This window comes from Aeromonas sp. S11(2024) (assembly GCF_041402345.1).
Classification (GTDB): Bacteria; Pseudomonadota; Gammaproteobacteria; order Enterobacterales; family Aeromonadaceae; genus Aeromonas; species Aeromonas veronii.
In genome coordinates, this window is the sequence record NZ_JBGLRC010000016.1 from 26,454 (window position 1) to 43,498 (window position 17,045).

General features: G+C 51.2%; 16 protein-coding genes. 4 read left to right on the forward strand and 12 right to left on the reverse strand.

Features of this window, described 5'->3' with window-relative positions; genetic code table 11:
• Positions 1-410: 410 nt before the first annotated feature.
• On the reverse strand, positions 411-968 hold the full coding sequence (locus ACB040_RS13750) for a recombinase family protein (protein ID WP_371155239.1): 558 nt from the start codon (positions 966-968) through the stop codon (positions 411-413).
• A 330-nt stretch (positions 969-1,298) separates the two neighbouring features.
• On the opposite strand from ACB040_RS13750, the gene ACB040_RS13755 reads away from it, so the two are divergent.
• Positions 1,299-2,999 (forward strand): tetratricopeptide repeat protein, encoded by a 1,701-nt coding sequence (locus ACB040_RS13755; protein ID WP_201907966.1) that lies wholly within the window; start codon positions 1,299-1,301, stop codon positions 2,997-2,999.
• Positions 3,000-3,102: 103 nt separating this feature from the next.
• On the opposite strand, the gene ACB040_RS13760 is transcribed toward ACB040_RS13755, so the two are convergent.
• From ACB040_RS13760 to ACB040_RS13790, 7 genes are all read right to left on the reverse strand, one after another.
• The gene (locus ACB040_RS13760; RefSeq protein ID WP_371155237.1) at positions 3,103-5,256 is read right to left on the reverse strand and encodes a nuclease-related domain-containing protein; all 2,154 of its coding nucleotides are present in this window, start codon (positions 5,254-5,256) and stop codon (positions 3,103-3,105) included.
• A gap of 327 nt (positions 5,257-5,583) precedes the next feature.
• Positions 5,584-5,856 carry a hypothetical protein gene (locus ACB040_RS13765; protein WP_201907970.1) on the reverse strand — a complete coding sequence of 91 codons (273 nt, stop codon included), beginning with the start codon at positions 5,854-5,856 and terminating at the stop codon, positions 5,584-5,586.
• Positions 5,853-6,158, reverse strand: coding sequence for a hypothetical protein (locus ACB040_RS13770; protein WP_201907972.1), 306 nt, complete (start codon positions 6,156-6,158; stop codon positions 5,853-5,855). Before ACB040_RS13770 ends, ACB040_RS13765 begins: the two co-directional genes overlap by 4 nt.
• 136 nt (positions 6,159-6,294) lie before the next feature.
• Complete coding sequence (locus ACB040_RS13775) at positions 6,295-7,707, reverse strand: DnaB-like helicase C-terminal domain-containing protein (RefSeq protein WP_234916221.1); 1,413 nt, start codon at positions 7,705-7,707, stop codon at positions 6,295-6,297.
• Positions 7,704-8,561: a replication protein gene (locus tag ACB040_RS13780; protein WP_201907976.1), complete on the reverse strand. Its 858-nt coding sequence runs from the start codon at positions 8,559-8,561 to the stop codon at positions 7,704-7,706. Before ACB040_RS13780 ends, ACB040_RS13775 begins: the two co-directional genes overlap by 4 nt.
• Position 8,562: 1 nt before the next feature.
• A complete protein-coding gene (locus tag ACB040_RS13785; protein WP_201907978.1) occupies positions 8,563-8,724 on the reverse strand; it encodes a hypothetical protein in 162 nt (53 codons plus the stop codon).
• A gap of 109 nt (positions 8,725-8,833) precedes the next feature.
• A complete protein-coding gene (locus tag ACB040_RS13790; RefSeq protein ID WP_201907979.1) occupies positions 8,834-9,034 on the reverse strand; it encodes an AlpA family transcriptional regulator in 201 nt (66 codons plus the stop codon).
• 1,114 nt (positions 9,035-10,148) lie between these two features.
• On the opposite strand from ACB040_RS13790, the gene ACB040_RS13795 reads away from it, so the two are divergent.
• From ACB040_RS13795 to ACB040_RS13805, 3 genes are read left to right on the forward strand one after another with little or no spacing between them, the layout of a single operon-like run.
• Positions 10,149-11,198 (forward strand): hypothetical protein, encoded by a 1,050-nt coding sequence (locus ACB040_RS13795; RefSeq protein WP_201907981.1) that lies wholly within the window; start codon positions 10,149-10,151, stop codon positions 11,196-11,198.
• Complete coding sequence (locus tag ACB040_RS13800) at positions 11,195-11,755, forward strand: non-canonical purine NTP pyrophosphatase (protein WP_201907983.1); 561 nt, start codon at positions 11,195-11,197, stop codon at positions 11,753-11,755. The genes ACB040_RS13795 and ACB040_RS13800 overlap by 4 nt, the downstream gene beginning before the upstream one ends.
• Positions 11,752-12,546, forward strand: a complete 795-nt coding sequence (locus ACB040_RS13805) for an SIR2 family protein (RefSeq protein WP_201907985.1) — start codon at positions 11,752-11,754, stop codon at positions 12,544-12,546. Before ACB040_RS13800 ends, ACB040_RS13805 begins: the two co-directional genes overlap by 4 nt.
• A 301-nt stretch (positions 12,547-12,847) precedes the next feature.
• Here the strand turns inward: ACB040_RS13805 and ACB040_RS13810 are convergent, their stop codons facing one another.
• From ACB040_RS13810 to purD, 4 genes are all read right to left on the reverse strand, one after another.
• Entirely contained in the window at positions 12,848-14,140 is a 1,293-nt protein-coding gene (locus ACB040_RS13810; RefSeq protein WP_201907986.1) for a site-specific integrase, read from the reverse strand.
• A gap of 399 nt (positions 14,141-14,539) precedes the next feature.
• Entirely contained in the window at positions 14,540-15,097 is a 558-nt protein-coding gene (locus tag ACB040_RS13815; RefSeq protein WP_338773756.1) for a cytochrome b/b6 domain-containing protein, read from the reverse strand.
• Complete coding sequence (locus ACB040_RS13820; RefSeq protein WP_005349056.1) at positions 15,078-15,452, reverse strand: cytochrome b562; 375 nt, start codon at positions 15,450-15,452, stop codon at positions 15,078-15,080. Before ACB040_RS13820 ends, ACB040_RS13815 begins: the two co-directional genes overlap by 20 nt.
• Before the next feature lie 277 nt (positions 15,453-15,729).
• On the reverse strand, positions 15,730-17,016 hold the full coding sequence (gene purD / locus ACB040_RS13825; RefSeq protein ID WP_338773754.1) for a phosphoribosylamine--glycine ligase: 1,287 nt from the start codon (positions 17,014-17,016) through the stop codon (positions 15,730-15,732).
• Between the last annotated feature and the right edge of the window lie 29 nt (positions 17,017-17,045).

Genomic DNA, 17,045 nt, shown 5'->3' on the forward strand with positions numbered 1-17,045 from the left:
AATTTCGCTCAAGGTCGCGAATCGATATCTGCGACAGAACTCATCCTACCACTGGACATTTGAATTGCTAGGCGGTTCATTTGCTTGATGACATAGGCATCACTTGGTGTTTATGACTGCTGGGGACGATTCACACATCGACAAATTATTTGACCAAGGGTGGATCACCTTTTCAGACTCCGGCGACCAACTATGTTCTGAACCCAGCATCAAGCAGGCCCTTTAGCTAACCTACCCATGAATGTAGGCACATTCAGCCTTTAGCAGACTAAGTATCTCACCTACCACCGTGCTGAAATTTTCAAAACAGGCTCTATCAAACAAGCGTGAAGTCTCCCAAACCTGGAGCATGAGCACACCTTTTGCATCACCTAAATCACCATCACATTCAACATCCGTCGTATCTTTCATTACCCGAGCCTGCAAGCACGTTTTACGCTGGCAGGCGAGATCCCGAAATGTTCGGCGGTTAATTTAATGCTTGCTGAATTCTCTTTGCGCCAGATGGCAACGGCAGCATCGTCAATTGTCTTCTCACGCCCCAGCGCCTTACCTTCTGCCTTCGCCCTGGCAATCCCAGCCATCTGCCGGAGCTTGATGTTTGAACGTTCCAATTCTGCAACAGCGGCCAACATCGTCAGCATGGCCTTGCCAATCGGCGTTGACAGATCAAACCCTTCCCGCAAACTGATGATTGAAACGCCCTTGCCTTGAAGTGCCTCAACCGTATTTAACACGTCGATGGTATTGCGCCCAAGACGGTCTACCGCAGGAACGATCAGCGTGTCTCCCTTGCGTATGAACTTGAACAACTCGGCAAAGCCAGGACGCTGTAGAGCCTTCACCCCTCCCGATACCCCCTCGTCCGTAAACCAGGTTTCGACATTGTGCGTTTGTTCAATACTGTGCCGTTGAGCACCAACGCTCTGTTCGCCCGTGCTAACCCTGAGATACCCGATGACTGCCACGATATACCCCTATGCCTGGCTCATTATCTATGGCTCTAAACATAGGTGTGGCTCATAATAAAAACAACAGCTTTGAGCTATATTTTTGAAGGGCTGATTATATGGTTCAAAAGGTACACTCTTTGAGCTATATAAGGTGAGACTCGGCACAGCGTGTGCCGAGTCTCGGCTCCGCCATAATCTTCAACGTTCATTGTGATTGTAATTGGCGGTGTATTCGTCAATTACATGTTATAACCCGTCAATATTTATAAACTTGTATCGGCCAGACCTTACACATACTTTGGTGTATTTCGTTATCGTTGGCCATCAACCTGCTTGAGATTATTCATGGACGACATTCAGTTAGCATATGGTGCTTCTGCTGACATAGGACGACTTTACAGAGATGCAAAAGCATTCAGTATCGACACTCCTGCTCTCGCACTGTTGTCACTACGTGGTCTGGCCACAATTTTTTGTGACTGCCTGGACCGTGACTTACCGAGGCTGATGCTAGCTGACAAAATCACCCGCCTTGATCAACAGGGGATGCTTAAGGCAAAAGTGAAGCAGCAATTACGGCTGTTGCAGATTAGTGGAAATCAGGCGGCCCACCCAGAAAGTTACGATTTCATTGAGCTGGATCTACCAGCTATCGCGGCTGAGGCGTTGGTCGCAGCGAGGAGCCTGATTGAGCATATCTATACCGCTAGGCATCAGGATGTACCTGAATATGGTGTCGCGGAAATTGAGTCTGGAGTTCTCAAAGAGATGTGTGTCCGCGCGATGCTTAATCATGATGTCGAAGCCATGAATCAGGCGGGTATGTACTTCAAGGAAAGAGCAGAGCAACACTCCAAATTTGGGGTGCCGCTTCATTCCGATGGATATCCTCTGGAAGCGAAAGAAGATATCGACCATGCCATGTTTTGGTTCAAACGAGGGGCCAACAAGAAACATCCTAACTGTCTTTACGAGTACGGACATTATCTAACCAAGCACTTTTTCAATGATCAGGAGAAAGAGCAAGCTCAGATTAATGAAGGGGAACGATATATAGCGCAGGCAGCACAAGCGGACCATGCTGACGCTCTTGTCTATGCCGCCCAGAGAACAATTTCTGGAATAGGTATTTTTGTTCAAGATGAGGCTCAAGCATTCGAGCTATATAACCGTGCAGCAAAGTTAGGACATCCCGCAGCTCTCTCTGGGTTGGGGCTCATGTATCTTGAAGGTGTCGGATGTGAGGCCAGTCCGATTAAAGCTGCGGAGCTTACCCTCCAAGCAGCGCAAGCTGGCTTTCCCCAGGCGCAGTACAATCTTGCTGTTCTCTTCATGAATGGCACAGGGGTGCCACAAAGCGAAACAGACTTCATCCACTGGCTTGAGGAAGCAGCCGCTCAGGATTACCCCTGTGCGGTGTATCAACTAGCCTGTTTAATTCGTGACGGCAGGATTCCGAATCGCCCTGCTAGCGATGCGGAGGCTGAGTTTGAGCGGGCGATGGAATTTGATGAGTTTAGGGCCCGTGCGACTCTATCAGCAGCTGATATGATCTATGAGCGTACTAGCCAGCGGCCGGATTTACTTCGTGCGGCGGTATATCTGCAAGACTGCTTCGCACTCCTGTCAACAGATGGTGATCCGACGGATTTACGTGGCGAATGCTTGTTGGCCTGTAAAAACGTCGTCGAGCGTCTGCGAGAGCAGATCAACGTAAATGGGCCAGATAGTTCGCTAAATGGCAGTGACATCATCACTTTGACCCTCTTCGACCATCACTGTATCCCTGTTGTCGATAGACAAGTCAGGCAGATGGCGGTTGCCGAACAGATGTACAATTTAGGTTGTATATCAAGCGATCAGGGTGCTGCGTACCTGCTACGTGAAGCCTGCCTCAATCCACGACCGATACGGCCAATGTCCCGAGAACGCCAGCGGATGACTGTTTTGCGTCGTGCCTCCAATATTCCACAACCGGGGCGAAACGAACCTTGTCACTGTGGTTCCGGAAAAAAATTTAAAAAGTGTCACGGTAGTGAAGCGTGACAAAAGCATTGAATCTTGACTACAAACCCAGCTTCGGTATCGATGGGGCTGGCTCTGTAGGAACACATATATGGCGGTGCTAGCTATCCATCTCTACTGGCGCCTAAAGCACATCACGCCAGACTCCATCGGACTCGATCAACCTAACAAGAGCTTGCGCACTGAATCCGTCGGCATACAGTGTCTCTTCCTTATTCTCAACCCCAGCCTCGTCCATCTGTTCAAACGCCCGCAGATAATGCGGCTCATCGCGCAAAGCGATTTCCATGATCTCGCGGGAGACGACGTGGAATCCATCGACAACCTCACCATCAAATTCAATAGACGTATCCACAACCCAGGCATGCAGGGCTGGCTGAGGATTGACATCACTCAGCAATAGGGCCGAACGTAACCCTTTGTCGTTTAGCAAGGCCTGCAGCACAACCGGTTGCTTGCGCTTTAACTGTCTTGCCGCCTTGCGCAGAGTATTAGTTCGATGCAGCCAGACTTCATGACGAGTTGAACGGATGAAGCCCGACTTGACCTCCAGCAGCAACACGACCCCATCTAGGTGACAGATCAGGTCCACTTCGCCAGCATCGCGCTCATCACTCAGTGGCGGTTGGTAGCCCACCACGACGTGGAATCCCCTCTGCCTTAGCACTTCGGCAAGGGTATGTTCAATACGCTCCGTTTCGCTGCGCAAAGCTGGCCTGCGTTGTTCAACACGACGCAGGTTATTCACCGCAGCGGTCAGATTGTTCTGTTGACCGGCAACCCAGGGGAACTGAAAACTGTAGCGGCCAATCTTGTAGAACGGCCGCTCGTACAGTCGTGGTGACGGTATGCTTGGCGCTTGCCTTATCTGCGCGGATAGAGCCTGCAGATCACTGGTCCAGAACTTCAGGATGGCTTCAGCCGCCTCGGGGTCGCCCTTGGGATGCTCAGGGCTGACGGTCCAACCACAAATACGACGGATCTTATCTTTCGGTTCCGACCAGGTGATGGGAAAGCGGTTCTCACCATGCACAAGTCCTTCAAAAGCCAATTGACCCAGAGCCTTCACTGCTACACCTGAGTCATCCATATAGCGCAGAAAAGGCTGGAGAAATGCCAGCTCGAAGAACACGGTTGTCAGCTCACTGGCTAATATCGCGTGGTGCAGGGCTACCTCAGCTCCATCGTTCAGTCTGACCCGTTCACCCAATCCGAAAATGGTCTGCAGGTAGAGCTGACTGCGAATGGCTTTTATGTAAGCAAGCTGATTCGCTTCGTGGTTTTCCGGCCTCCCTATGATTGCGCCAGCCATATCGGACGCTGCGAATTGTTCAATCGCGCGGTACATCCAGTAGTGCCAAAGCAACCTGCTTTTTCTCTCAGTACGCTGCCAGCGCTGTGAGCCCAAATCAGTTTTATTGAAGATGACCGGTTGTCCCGGCTTGAGCTGGTAACCGCAATCGCTGTCAAAACAGAACCAATTGATGGAATTCTCGTAGTCGATTCGCTCGCGCATAGCGGCAATAAGCAGGGCAACCGATTCGAGGTTGGCAACACACTCTCGCCCCACACCTGACTGTGGAAAAAGGAGTGGCGACAAATGACGCTTGAGAGATCGGCCGAGAACCTCCTCTGTCAGTTGAAAATCACGCTCGGAACAATTCAACAGTTTGCGCGCGATAATCCGATCATAGACATCCCAATCTTCCGCACTGCTGTCTCTATCCTTAGCGGCACCAAGTTGCCCATAAGCTGTCACGCTCAAATAGGAAAGCAGCTCTAATAGCGTAAGCGACTTCAGGTGGGACTCAGCCAGTGCGATGGCTTTATCGAATGGTTCGAGTTGCTCAAGCAAGCGATCACAGACGCCGAAAAATTCGCACCAATCCTTGCTGACGAGATTGTCCCGAAGATGCCGCCAGAGCGGTGAATCGCTGCGTGTAAACAGCTTCGAGTAACGAATCGCCCAACGCAATACATCTGGATGACGAGCGGCCAGATGATCCAGCAGCGCAGTACTAATAGCATCCTCAAAATGCAAAATACGTCCCAGTGCCAAGCTTGCCAGTTGAGCACCTTCAAGATTGACTGGCTCCCACCAAAAGGATGCGGCAGCCAGTCCGGCAGCACGATTGCGAGTTGTGTATTTGCCGCTCGGACGTTGATCCAGAAAGTCGTGAAGGCACTCATCAAGTGCGGCGAATGGGGCAAGCTGCTGTGCATATCCAGCAAAACGAGTCTGGTAAAACTCCTGGCATTGCCGTTCCTGGCCTTGCATATCTGGTGATCCTTTTCCTACCATCGAAGCCTGATATTCAAAGATATTGATATCAGCCGTTTATTTGAGGCCTACAACGAGTCGGGCAAAATAGTTAACACGTTTCCAAGAAAGGGGAAACAACGGATGAGGATCCAACAGCTCGCGATTGCAGATGTGGTAAACAAGGGAGCAAATCAAAATGTCCCACAGAACAGGGGGACCGGAAAAGCACAAGGGCCTAGCCGAAGCTAAACCCTTGTTTAATTTGGTCGGTGTGAGAGGATTCGAATCTCCTACCCCCTCGTCCTAAACTAGATTGTAGCCTTGGATGCCTCGATAGAATCATTAGTCTATAGCGGCACTTTCAGACTTCTGTTGCTGCCGGTATTCATCGTGAAGAGCCTCGATATGAGCAAGGTCTCGGCCATAAAACTCGATCTCCGTGAACGATGAGGTTGCTGTTTTTCCTTGCAAACAGATGTTCCATGTACCACACCGGGGGTCATCGACATCAACCAATGCTACGAAACTCACCTGACTTACAACTCTCAGTTGTTTATCCGGATCTACTCGCTGCTCGAGACGATCTAGGCGACCGGACAAGGAATGACTGCTCATATTTTCACCTCTTTCAGTAAAGACGCTTCCAACTTTGCTACCCGCTCTTCAACTTCACGCATACTGCGGATCTTGAGCTCTAACAGTTCTGCATCAATGGAATGTTCCGGCGTAACGGGTTTGAGAGCAGGATAGGCCCGCTCGATGACCAACTTCACTGCATGCATGTCGCCCGCCTCAACGGCAGCCCGTAGCTGTTGCAATGCCTCATCGACGAGGTTGGCTGACAACTGATTGCGCTTGCCCAATGAGCCCTTGGGCCGACCAGCAGCATTACCCGACTCCCCTGGTTTATACTTCATGTCTGCACTCCCGAAGTTTGAAGTTGACTGCTCGCAATACGACACATGGCGCAGTGTTTTTACACAGGCTTCCTGTTAATTTCCTGTTTTTTACAGGACATACCCTTGTCACGATTGGCATTAGGAGAAAATACTGTTAGTACTCCTTCTTGTGCGCCTTACCTGTCGGTTGGTTTGACATAGCCTCGACTGCAGCCATCCGATGAACCTCTTCCTCATTCATCGCAGTGATTACCCCGTCATGGAATCCGCAGTAAGCCGTCCCCGTCTTGCCACCCCGATTCAACCGTACCAGCAACTCCATCACGCCACGGTAAGAGCTACCCTCGTGATATACTTCGTCGCGATACAGCCCAATCCACAGGTCACAGTCCTGTTCAATCTGACCAGTGTCACGGCTATCACTGGGCATCGGCCGTTTATCAGGACGCTGTTCCAATTGACGGTTCAATTGGGTAAGCAACACCACAGGGCAATTAAGTTCTTTGGCTAACTGCTTCAGCTGCTTAGTGATCTCGCCATATGCCAAGTCATTGCGCTCAGCTTTGTCCGTAGCCATCAAGGTCAGGTAATCCACTGCTATCAACCCTAACTGGCCATGTTCCCTGCGTAACCGCCTGCTCTCGCGGATGACTTGATGGATGCTGATCCTGGGTGCATCGGCCAAATACAACGTCGACTGTCCCAACTGGGAAGCCACCTTATTCCCCTTGTCAATCTTTTGCTGATCCTCAAGGATACTGAAGTGATGAGATGCAATCCCTGAGGCCTGTGACACCATAACCTCGAACAGTTCGACCCGGGTCATCTCCAAACTGAAACCTATCACAGGTAGCTTCCGGTCAAGCGCTGCGTGATTGCACATCGCCGCCAGCAGACTGGTTTTGCCCATCTTAGGGCGTGCTCCAATCACTACCAGTGCCGTCTGGCTGATACCCTTCGGATAGAGCAGCTTATCCAGCGAGGGGATCCCTGTTGATACCTCGGTTAACTCACCATCGTGGCGTGCAGCACGAAGTTCCTGCTGCTCAAACCACTGCAACGCAATATCACTGGCCGGGGTAGCCAGACCACTGACGCCTCCTGCCCGCTTGGTATCTACCTCCGCCATCAAGCCATTTAATGTAGCGAAGCGTTCATCCACTGTTGCCTGGCCGGGTTGAGTCATCGCTTCCAGCCCATCTTGCAGCTTGGCGATGGCAAATCGGCGGTGGCTGTAATCCCTTACTATCTGGTTATAAATCGATACGTTGGCTGCGCTCGGGGTGTTCTTTGTGATCTCTACCAGATAGGCCATCCCGCCTACCTCGGTCAGTTGACCACGTGACTCCAAACGTTCTTGCAGTACCAACAGATCCACCGGCTGATGGCTGAAATACAATTCCGCCATCGCGGAGAAGATCAAGCGATGTGGACGGGCGTAGAAATCCCCTTCACACACGGTCAGCTCACCGAACTTGTCATTGCGCAGCAGGATTCCACCCAACAGCGATTGCTCAGCCTCGAAACTATGGGGAGGCACCCACCCTGACTCTTTATGGACACTCATTTGCAACCCACCTCCATCAGCGCCCCTTCCCGAGCCTTGATCAGGGTCTCCAACCGAACCATAAAATCAAAATTTGCACGCCAGCCACGATTGTTATCACCGAAGTAGAACCCGCTAGCGTGGTCACGAAAATCTTCCAAATAAGCTGTGAAAGCCTCGACCGCAGGCCGGTCAGGGCGCAAGTGGCCAACCAGAGTCTTGATGGCGCGCTTGCGCTGGTTACTCAACGTTTCACAGCGTGGCAACCGACCTCCCAGGATCGCGTTATAGGCATCTGCAAAGGCTTGATACTGCACTGAGGACTTCTTAGTGGCAGAGTTCTCAGCGATGAACGGCAAGTCGGCATCAGCCGATTGCTCTCCCCCGCTGGGGGGGAGGGGGGGGTTGTCTTGTGTCTTTTGAATAGTGTCTTTTGTGTGTACCAAATTGGCTACACCTCCTGTAGCTGATTTGGCTACAGAGGGTGTAGCTGAAACAGCTACACTGTAACCATTTTGGCACTCAGGTGATTTCCACTCAGAAACGACTTTGTTAAGTCCAATCGCTTTCCCTTCCCGCTTCAGAATCTGGCGATCCAGCAGTGCCTTTTTAGTAGTGCAAACATGCGTGCGATGTATCCCAGTCAGTTCTGTCAATTGAGAGTCGCTGATCCTGTCAAACTGCTTGTTAAACCCATAGGTTTTGCGGACGATGGCATGTGCCACCTTTTGCTCCCGCTTGTTGAGATCAGCCAGGATCAGCGCTTCATAGAGATCATTGGGGATACGGATAAATCCATCATCAAGGGTTGCCACACGCACCGCCGGTGGTTGTACAGGCCGGTGCTTGTTCGGAAACTTATAAACATCAGCCATATTACACACCGTATTTATCGACCAGTGTACGTACACGCAGTTCCATCTCTTTGTGGGTGAGCTCCTTCTCACATTCAAGCAACAGTGCCTTTTCCCTCGAGTACAAAACCCAGCGCTCTTGAGGTGTAACGTCCTTGGCATCCGGTCTTACTACATCACCCATGTCTCACCTCCAATCACAGCAAGGAAACCATCAGCAGAGAGCAGGTAGTTCTTCTCCATGGTGAAGGGCATGTAGAGCAGCAAAATGAATCTCTTGAATGGGGAGGCCATTACGTAATCTCCCCTTCGCTCAATTTGGCAATGAATGCCTCAACAGCGGCAAGGTCGTAACGAATAGCCCGCGGTCCGATATGGACAGCCTTGGGAAAGTTCGGATTATTTTTACGCCAGCGGTAGATGGTAGCCCGCGAGATTTCCAGCTTTTTACGCAAGCTAGCTTCGGAAATCAGTATCGTATTAGGTTGATTCATAAGATTGCTCCTTGGTTTTTTCATTCGAGAGCAGTCTGAAGGAATGTCAACCTATGCGGCCAGCCCTACAGGGGTAACAGCTGACTTGGATTCGAATTGGACTGACATTTCAACCCAACACCTTGAATCTGGGTATCAGCCCACACAGCAACAGGCCGGCACCGACAAGCCTCAATAGAGGCTTTTTCGATGGGGAGGGAATGGTATTTGGCTCGCTTCGGCAGGAGTTAAGGAACTAGAATGAACGCTTGGCGAATAGTTCCGAAACGGATTGCGAACACTTCGCGAACCGTTATTAAACAGTCAATTTCATCTATTTTTTCCAACACATGAAATGACACAAACTGAATAAAACTTATCAGTACAAATAGCTGTACAAATTGGTCATAAAACTCCAACGAATGCAGAGTTTATGTGGGTTTGAGGATAGCTATAACCTAAGAGCAGAACCCTTCGCAAACTGCTTTTAAACCATTCGCTAACCGTTTAGAAACAGTCTCCTACGCGTGCGTGCGCGTTCTTTTATGTCTTTAAAGATCTAAAGATCTAAAGATCTAAAGATCTAAAGATCTATTCGCAACGTAAAACCCCGGTCAGGCAGATTGTCATCAACTTGAAGTAGCAATCCAAAGACAACCCACAAGCTTCAGATTGTTGACAAAAGAGTCAACCTATAACACGTGGAAGCCTGACTCACCTCCAGCAGGGACCAACCTGATGGCAGTTGTTCGGACAACTGTAAAGTGGGAGACAGTCAAGGCAGGCATCAGTCAGACTGTAGCGGAATAGACCAACACAGCCTATTGCTAGCAAGGGGGTGTGATACAGACTCGATCCGCAGTCGTGTAGGTAACAAACCCATCATGTCTGTCTGGTTGTATCGCGTATGGTTAAAGGGGGTCTGCCTATGAGCTATTAGGTAAAAACGAGGAAAAACTATACATTTTTAAACTTAATGTCACTTTACTCAATATTTGCTCCCTTGAGGGGAAAAATACTGGATTAGCAACAAGAACAACTGATATATAGAGTCATTTATTTAATTCGTCGTAACCAAACAGTCGACTGGGGATGTGTGAAAGCGAGGCTAGTGGCGAGTGACTAAGGATAATAATTGACTCAATACCAAATTGACTCTGTAGAAAAGCATAGTGGAACAACCGAACATGACATTGTGCATATGAACGTAGCTGAAAAAATCAGCAACCTAGATCGAGCAGAACTTCATGTACATATGAACGGCGCAATCCCGGTTTCGACTATTCAAGACATTTTCGTGGACGAATTAACAGAGCTGCCACCAGGTTTCATTTTTGAGCGGGACATGCTGAGGTGTACACCATGCCAGTCGTTGGCATCATACCTGACACCTTGGCAGGTGCTGCGACTATTCCCCAAAAAACGTGAGAACCTAGATCGTCTTTCATTGGCTGTTGTTAAGAACCTAGCCCTGAACAACGTACGCTTAGTAGAACTCCGAAGTAGCGTTTTGTACCTTGCCACTTTGCAAAATTGCTCACCCGCTCAAGCATTGGAGCGCCTTTTAGAATCATCTAGAGCGGCATCTGACCAGTTTGGTATGCGTATCGGTTTAATTCTCACTGTGACACGTGGCGATTATAGTTCAGTTGCCTTGTCCACACTTCTAAAGGCATATCAAGATCTTGGTGAGCCTGATGATGTAGTCGGGATTGACTTGGCGGGAGACGAGGAAATTGCCTACCCAACAGAGCTACCATCGCTATTTCGGAAGGCGAAGGATCGCTTCGGACTCGGGATAACCATCCATGCGGGCGAAACTGGTCGAGTGGACAATGTTCGATCTGCCGTGGAATTGTTTGGTGCAGACCGAATTGGTCATGGAACCGCAGCTAGCAAGGCTCCTCACCTACTAGACTTCCTCGCAAAGCAGGATATCTGCATCGAAGTATGTCCAATTAGCAACAGACTCACTGGTGCTGTTTCTGCCGACGAAGCCCATCCATTGCTGGAATTCAAGCGTCACCAGGTCCCATTTGTGATTTGTTCAGACAACCCAGCTATTCATCAGAAGGGTCTAGTAGATGATCATGCATCGGCAATGAGCGAGGGACTATCCGCTAGTGATATTTACGAACAGTTCTACGTCGCCAAGCGATATTCATTCATAGAGGGTCTAGATTGAAAATTCGATTCATGTCCGGGAATCTGCACAAGATCCGCGAGGTTCAGCGCATTCTTGCCCCAGTCGGAGTGGAAGTCGTACCAGTATCTAGGAAAATTGAAGAGCTGCAGACCGAGGATGTAGAGCGTTTAGTGCGGGACAAGTTAACGAAGGCATTTGAAGCTATTGGTCGTCCACTCTTTGTCGAACACACAGGCCTCTACCTGAACGGCCTAAATGGGTTTCCTGCAGGCTTGACCCAGATATTTTGGGACAAACTAGAGGCAGATCGATTCGTTAAGCTAGTAGCTGGCCTAGAAAATCCCTCCGTAACCGCAAAAACCGTGTTGGGGTATTGTGATGGCCGTAATATTCGGCTGTTTGAAGGGTCTATCGAGGGAACTGTGCCTACTGTACCGGCAGGTCCCACGGGCTTTCAATGGGACTGCGTTTTTATCCCGAACGGGTACACACAAACTTTCGCCGAGATGGGAGACGCCAAGGATACTATTTCCATGCGCCGTCGAGCTCTCGACCAGTTCGCCACATATCTCAGAACTACTGGTGGTGTAAGATGAACTCTGAACTGTTACATGCATATCGCACTGGCAAACTAATGCTCTTTGTAGGCGCAGGGGTATCTGCCAATCTTAATTTGCCTACTTGGAACGAGCTTATCACTCACATCGCTCAGGACTTAGGCTACGATCCGAAGATCTTCACCACTTACGGAACACCTCTTGCGCTTGCTGAGTATTACAAGAGGAGAAAAGGTAATCTTGGGCCGCTTAGGAGCTGGATGGATCGCGAATGGCACAAGCCCAGTACAGATATTTCTACTTCTGAAATCCATCGACTGATTGCCATTGGAAATTTTTCGCGAATTTACACAACCAACTACGATAGATGGCTAGAAAGGGCTCACGACGAATTCAAAGTACAATACGACAAGATCGCAAGCGTTGCTGACTTAGTGTCTGTCACTGAGGGGCAGCGTCAGATAGTGAAATTCCATGGGGACTTTGATGATGAAACATCAATTGTTCTTGATGAAACCAGTTACTTTAAGCGATTGAATAATGACTCTCCGCTGGACATCAAGCTCAGCAACGATGCCCTAGGGAACTCTGTTCTCTTCATCGGATACAGTATTTCGGATATCAACATTCGACTCTTGTTTTATAGATTGACAGAAATGTGGGGGCGTTCGGTGCTACCATCTGCCAGACCAAAGTCCTATGTCTTCACAAATCGACCGAACCCAGTCGCACAGGAAGTTTTGAGTCAATGGGGTATCGAAATGATCGTATCGGAAGAAGACGATCCAAAGAAAGCGCTCACGGATTTTCTCCAGCACTTGGTGAGCTAACAAACCCACTAGGTCGCAATTTTAGGGATTAGACCTCATCTCACTGACGGTAGGGACTCATGGGTAGAAGTATAGAATCGAGCCCGGTCAGTCCCACCTAAGAAGCGACTTAGCTAGGCCATCTTCTTTTCTCGTTCTGTAGAGATGCGCAAGAAAGTAATTGGCGCCATCATCGGTAGATATCATTTCTATTGATTGGCGGAATCAGTCTGATGCCGATCACTATTCACAATATGATGACGCTCAAAACAGCAAAATCATTCATAACCGTGATGAACGATATAATCTCGAAAACTGACCATCACTCACGCCCCCCGAAGCGCATAGGAACTACAGCATCCACTTTCATTTGTAACAGGCGGCTCTCCCATAATTCCAAGGCATGGCGCTTTTCTGGCAGATATTCGTAACGGTCATAGTGTTTGCTAGACACGTCATTCCGGGCGTGATTCTGGAGGCGGTCGCGCAGATCTTTGGCAATGCCAAGCTCACCCATAAGGGTTTTACAGGTACGCCGGAAATCGCGGGGGATAAAATGCTCCATATCGTTTCGTTTTCTGTAACGGTCGATTGCTTGGCTCAGTGATGCCATCGGCATAGGCTTATCCGGCTGCAGGGCGTGAGGAAAGATAAAAGGGCTATCACCAGCAACCTCTTGTTGGAACCGAAGGACACGCAAGGCGCTATCAGTGAGTGGAACAACGTGGATACGCTTATTTTTTGAAATGTCGGCGGTAATGGTAAGGGTTTTAGCTTGCCAATCAATGCTGGCCCAGCGGGACCCTGCTAACTCATTGGGACGTTGACCTCCAGTGAAAAAGCTCAGCCGGATCAAACTTCGCAAGGTCGGGCCGAGGTTAATTGGTTGCTCCATGTCGTCGAGTAGCTTTCGGGTCTCGCTCCAAGATAGGAATCGTTCTCCTACACACTCGGCTGCCTTCTGTTTAGGTATCGCTCCTACAGGGTTCATCACAAGGCCAAACTTAGCATCATCTATGAAGTTGGCAGGATCGTTGTCGTGCTTGAGGCCGTAATTGAAGGCTGCCATCAGGTAACTACGTACCCGGTTTGACTGGGTGCTCGCTCCCCGGCGTATCATGTGGGCCAAAATGATCTTGATATCATGAGCGGTCACATCCTTTGCTTTGATCGTCTTGCTCAGATGCGGGTATGTCTCTTTTTCCAGCGCCACCAAGACGGCCTCATGGGTGCGTTTACCGTCTTTCTTCATCTGTTGGGTATAGCTTTGAAATAACTGCTCTATAGTGCCTTGTTGCTCATGCTCTCGCTTGGCCTGCTCACGCTCTTTTGATTGTCGTTCTTGCTCATCTTTGGGGTCTAGACCATCTCGGATTGTTTGGCTCAAGGCCCGTGCTTTACTACGCGCATCAGCAAGGCATAGAGTGGGAAAACGTCCAAGCTGTATGAAGGCTCGTTTTCCTTCGCGCATGTAGCGGAAAACAAACATCTTGCCACCACTGGGGAGGACTTTGACCCCTAGCCCGCCTGCCCCACGAGTACGGGTATCATCCATCCTGTAATAGGCGTTAGTTTTCGCTGGTAGTGCAGCGATATCATTGGGCGTTAATGGCATAGTCGACAGGTCTCGCTAAAAGCACCCATGCTCAAATCATGGTGCTTTAATGGGTGCTTTTAAGATGAAGCTATCTGATATTTTACGAGATCTTATGAGACAAGCAAGTTTGCTATATGTATGTGTTTACTATGATTTTTGTGTGACTTATGAAACACAATGAGACATAGTGAGAACATAAGCCTTACGACTCATAATCGATTGGTCGTGGGTTCAAGTCCCCCAGGGGCCACCAAATTGAAAAAGGCCGCTCATGATGAGCGGCCTTTTTGCTTCTGCTGATCGGGCAATGTCCAGTGATGAGCTCGATGAGGTCATAGAAAAGACCCGCCATGGGCGGGTCTGGGCAGGGTCCGGATCAGGCGCCTCACTCAGAGACAAGGAGCCTAATGCTGAGCCTCAGGTTTGCTCGTTGCTGCCGCTCTGGATGGACGAGCGACGCCCGATGGCTGGCAGCATCCGGGTAACCAGATTGCTGCGCTGGCGCCAGGAGGTAAAGACAATGGCCAGCAGGTGCAGACCAATCAGCCCCTGCAGCGCCACCACGCACCACTCATGCCACTCGTCAGCCCCCAGTTCAAATCCCGTCTCGGTATTTTGAAACCAGCCGCTGCCAGCGGTGGCCAGCACAACCAGCCAGAGCGCCCACACGGCCAGCTTGCCGCTGCCGTGATGACCCGGTGCCGGAGGCTGCCGCTCACGCATCTCGCGCGCTTGCTGGCGAAAATCCTCACCGCTGGGGATTAGGGCACCAAGGCGAGCGTAGCCACGGGCGAAAGTGAGCCCCCAGAGCAGACGCAAGGAGACCAGCCCAATGGCGCCGTAACCCAGCCACTCGTGCCACTCCTCCCCCGCTTCGTTAACCCAGAGGTTGCCGATGCAGACCGCCGCCAAGCCCCAGTGGGTCAGGCGAACCAGCGGATCCCAGCGAAAGAGCTCACCCTTTTTGCTTGGCATATTTGTGGTACTCCTTCTTCAGGTCGTTGACCTTGGCCAGATGTTCGCGCGCCTTGGCCTCATCACCCGCCTTGAGTGCGGCCAGGCTGGCGTCCAGCTCGGTCTGTACCTCGTTCATCCCTTCAAGGAATTTCTCTTTCTTGGCGGCCGGCATGTTCTTCTGCTTGGCCACATCCAGCTGGGCCTTCATCTCGTTGATGTGCTTCTCCATGGTGGCTGCATCATCAGCCTTGACGGCCTGCTTGTAGTTGAAGCCAATCTTCTTCATCGGCTGTTCCAGATCACCCGCCACGGCAGGCAGGGTCATCAGGCCAAACATCAGGGGCAACAGCAGGGGGCGGACGGTTTTCAACATGGGATTTCCTTATATAACGACATGCTCGAATTGTTAGGGGTACTTATGAATCCAAACAAGAATTCATCACCAGCATGATGCCATGACTCATGGTGAAACGTTTGTGAAAAATGCTGTTTTTTGTGGCAAATAGTGACAAGTATGCCGCGCTTGTTTGCGCTTGGTAACTGATTGAACGCAGGTGACACGCAGCATGAGGATGGTTGAAAGCGGTAAACAGGGACAAAAAACCCCGCCGTAGCGGGGTCTGAATCAGCTGGCCATTTGCGTGCGTCAGTTACTCCTGTTCGCGAGCAATGGCGCGCCAGCCGATATCCTTGCGGTAGAAGACGCCATCCCACTTGATACGGCCAGCGAGCTGATAGGCACGCTGCTGGGCTTCTGCCACAGTGTGGCCGAGGGCGGTGGCGCACAACACGCGGCCGCCAGCGGTCAGGCTGGTATCGCCCTCCAGGCGGGTACCGGCATGGAACACCTTCTCGCCCGCCACTTCATCCACCGGCAAGCCGCTGATGGGGTGGTTGGTGCTGTAATCGCCGGGATAGCCTCCCGCCGCCAACACCACGCCGATAGCGGCGCGGGGATCATAGATAGCCTCTTTCTGATCCAGCTTGCCTGCGCAAGCGGCCAGGCAGAGCTCCACCAGATCGGACTGCATCCGCAGCATGATGGGCTGGGTCTCGGGATCGCCGAAACGACAGTTGAACTCGATCACCTTGGGATTGCCTGCACCGTCGATCATCAGACCGGCGTAGAGGAAACCGGTGTAGACGTTGCCTTCGGCCGCCATGCCTCGCACTGTCGGCATGATCACCTGCTCCATCACGCGTCGATGTACCTCGGCGGTCACCACAGGCGCCGGGGAGTAAGCCCCCATACCGCCGGTGTTGAGGCCGATATCACCGTCGCCAACTCGCTTGTGATCCTGACTGGTGGCCATCGGCAGCACGTGCTCGCCATCGACCATGACGATGAAGCTCGCCTCTTCACCTTCCAGAAACTCCTCGATCACCACCCGGGAGCCCGCTTCGCCAAAGGCATTGCCGGAGAGCATGTCGCGCACCGCGTCTTCCGCCTCCTGCAAGGTCATGGCGACAATCACCCCCTTGCCTGCCGCCAGACCATCGGCCTTGATGACGATGGGGGCCCCCTTCTCGCGCAAGTAGGCGAGCGCAGGCTCCACTTCGGTGAAGTTCTGGTACTCGGCAGTCGGGATGGCGTGACGGGCCAGGAAATCCTTGGTGAAAGCCTTGGAGCCTTCCAGCTGGGCAGCGGCAGCGGTCGGGCCAAAGATCGGCTGACCGGCGGCGCGGAAGGCATCCACCACCCCTTTCACCAGAGGCGCTTCCGGCCCGACGATGGTGAGGCCGACCTGCTTCTCTTTGGCAAAGGCCAGCAGCCCTTCGATATCGGTCGCCTCGATGGCGACGTTCTCGACACCCGGCTCAAGCTGGGTGCCCGCATTGCCCGGCGCCACAAAAACGTGGCGTACCAGCGGGGAGTGTTTGGCCTTCCAGGCCAGGGCGTGTTCGCGGCCACCGTTGCCAATGATCAGTACTTTCATCGTATCGCTCGCTTCTATTTGTGGTCACT

What these genes read in the sequence shown, in the direction of transcription:
- ACB040_RS13765 (WP_201907970.1), bottom strand. Translation starts at nt 5,856, where the DNA reads ATGAGCAGTCATTCCTTGTCCGGTCGCCTAGATCGTCTCGAGCAGCGA.
- ACB040_RS13770 (WP_201907972.1), bottom strand. Translation starts at nt 6,158, where the DNA reads ATGAAGTATAAACCAGGGGAGTCGGGTAATGCTGCTGGTCGGCCCAAG.
- ACB040_RS13760 (WP_371155237.1), bottom strand. Translation starts at nt 5,256, where the DNA reads ATGCAAGGCCAGGAACGGCAATGCCAGGAGTTTTACCAGACTCGTTTT.
- ACB040_RS13810 (WP_201907986.1), bottom strand. Translation starts at nt 14,140, where the DNA reads ATGCCATTAACGCCCAATGATATCGCTGCACTACCAGCGAAAACTAAC.
- ACB040_RS13815 (WP_338773756.1), bottom strand. Translation starts at nt 15,097, where the DNA reads ATGCCAAGCAAAAAGGGTGAGCTCTTTCGCTGGGATCCGCTGGTTCGC.
- ACB040_RS13785 (WP_201907978.1), bottom strand. Translation starts at nt 8,724, where the DNA reads ATGGGTGATGTAGTAAGACCGGATGCCAAGGACGTTACACCTCAAGAG.
- ACB040_RS13790 (WP_201907979.1), bottom strand. Translation starts at nt 9,034, where the DNA reads ATGAATCAACCTAATACGATACTGATTTCCGAAGCTAGCTTGCGTAAA.
- purD (WP_338773754.1), bottom strand. Translation starts at nt 17,016, where the DNA reads ATGAAAGTACTGATCATTGGCAACGGTGGCCGCGAACACGCCCTGGCC.
- ACB040_RS13755 (WP_201907966.1), top strand. Translation starts at nt 1,299, where the DNA reads ATGGACGACATTCAGTTAGCATATGGTGCTTCTGCTGACATAGGACGA.
- ACB040_RS13775 (WP_234916221.1), bottom strand. Translation starts at nt 7,707, where the DNA reads ATGAGTGTCCATAAAGAGTCAGGGTGGGTGCCTCCCCATAGTTTCGAG.
- ACB040_RS13780 (WP_201907976.1), bottom strand. Translation starts at nt 8,561, where the DNA reads ATGGCTGATGTTTATAAGTTTCCGAACAAGCACCGGCCTGTACAACCA.
- ACB040_RS13805 (WP_201907985.1), top strand. Translation starts at nt 11,752, where the DNA reads ATGAACTCTGAACTGTTACATGCATATCGCACTGGCAAACTAATGCTC.
- ACB040_RS13820 (WP_005349056.1), bottom strand. Translation starts at nt 15,452, where the DNA reads ATGTTGAAAACCGTCCGCCCCCTGCTGTTGCCCCTGATGTTTGGCCTG.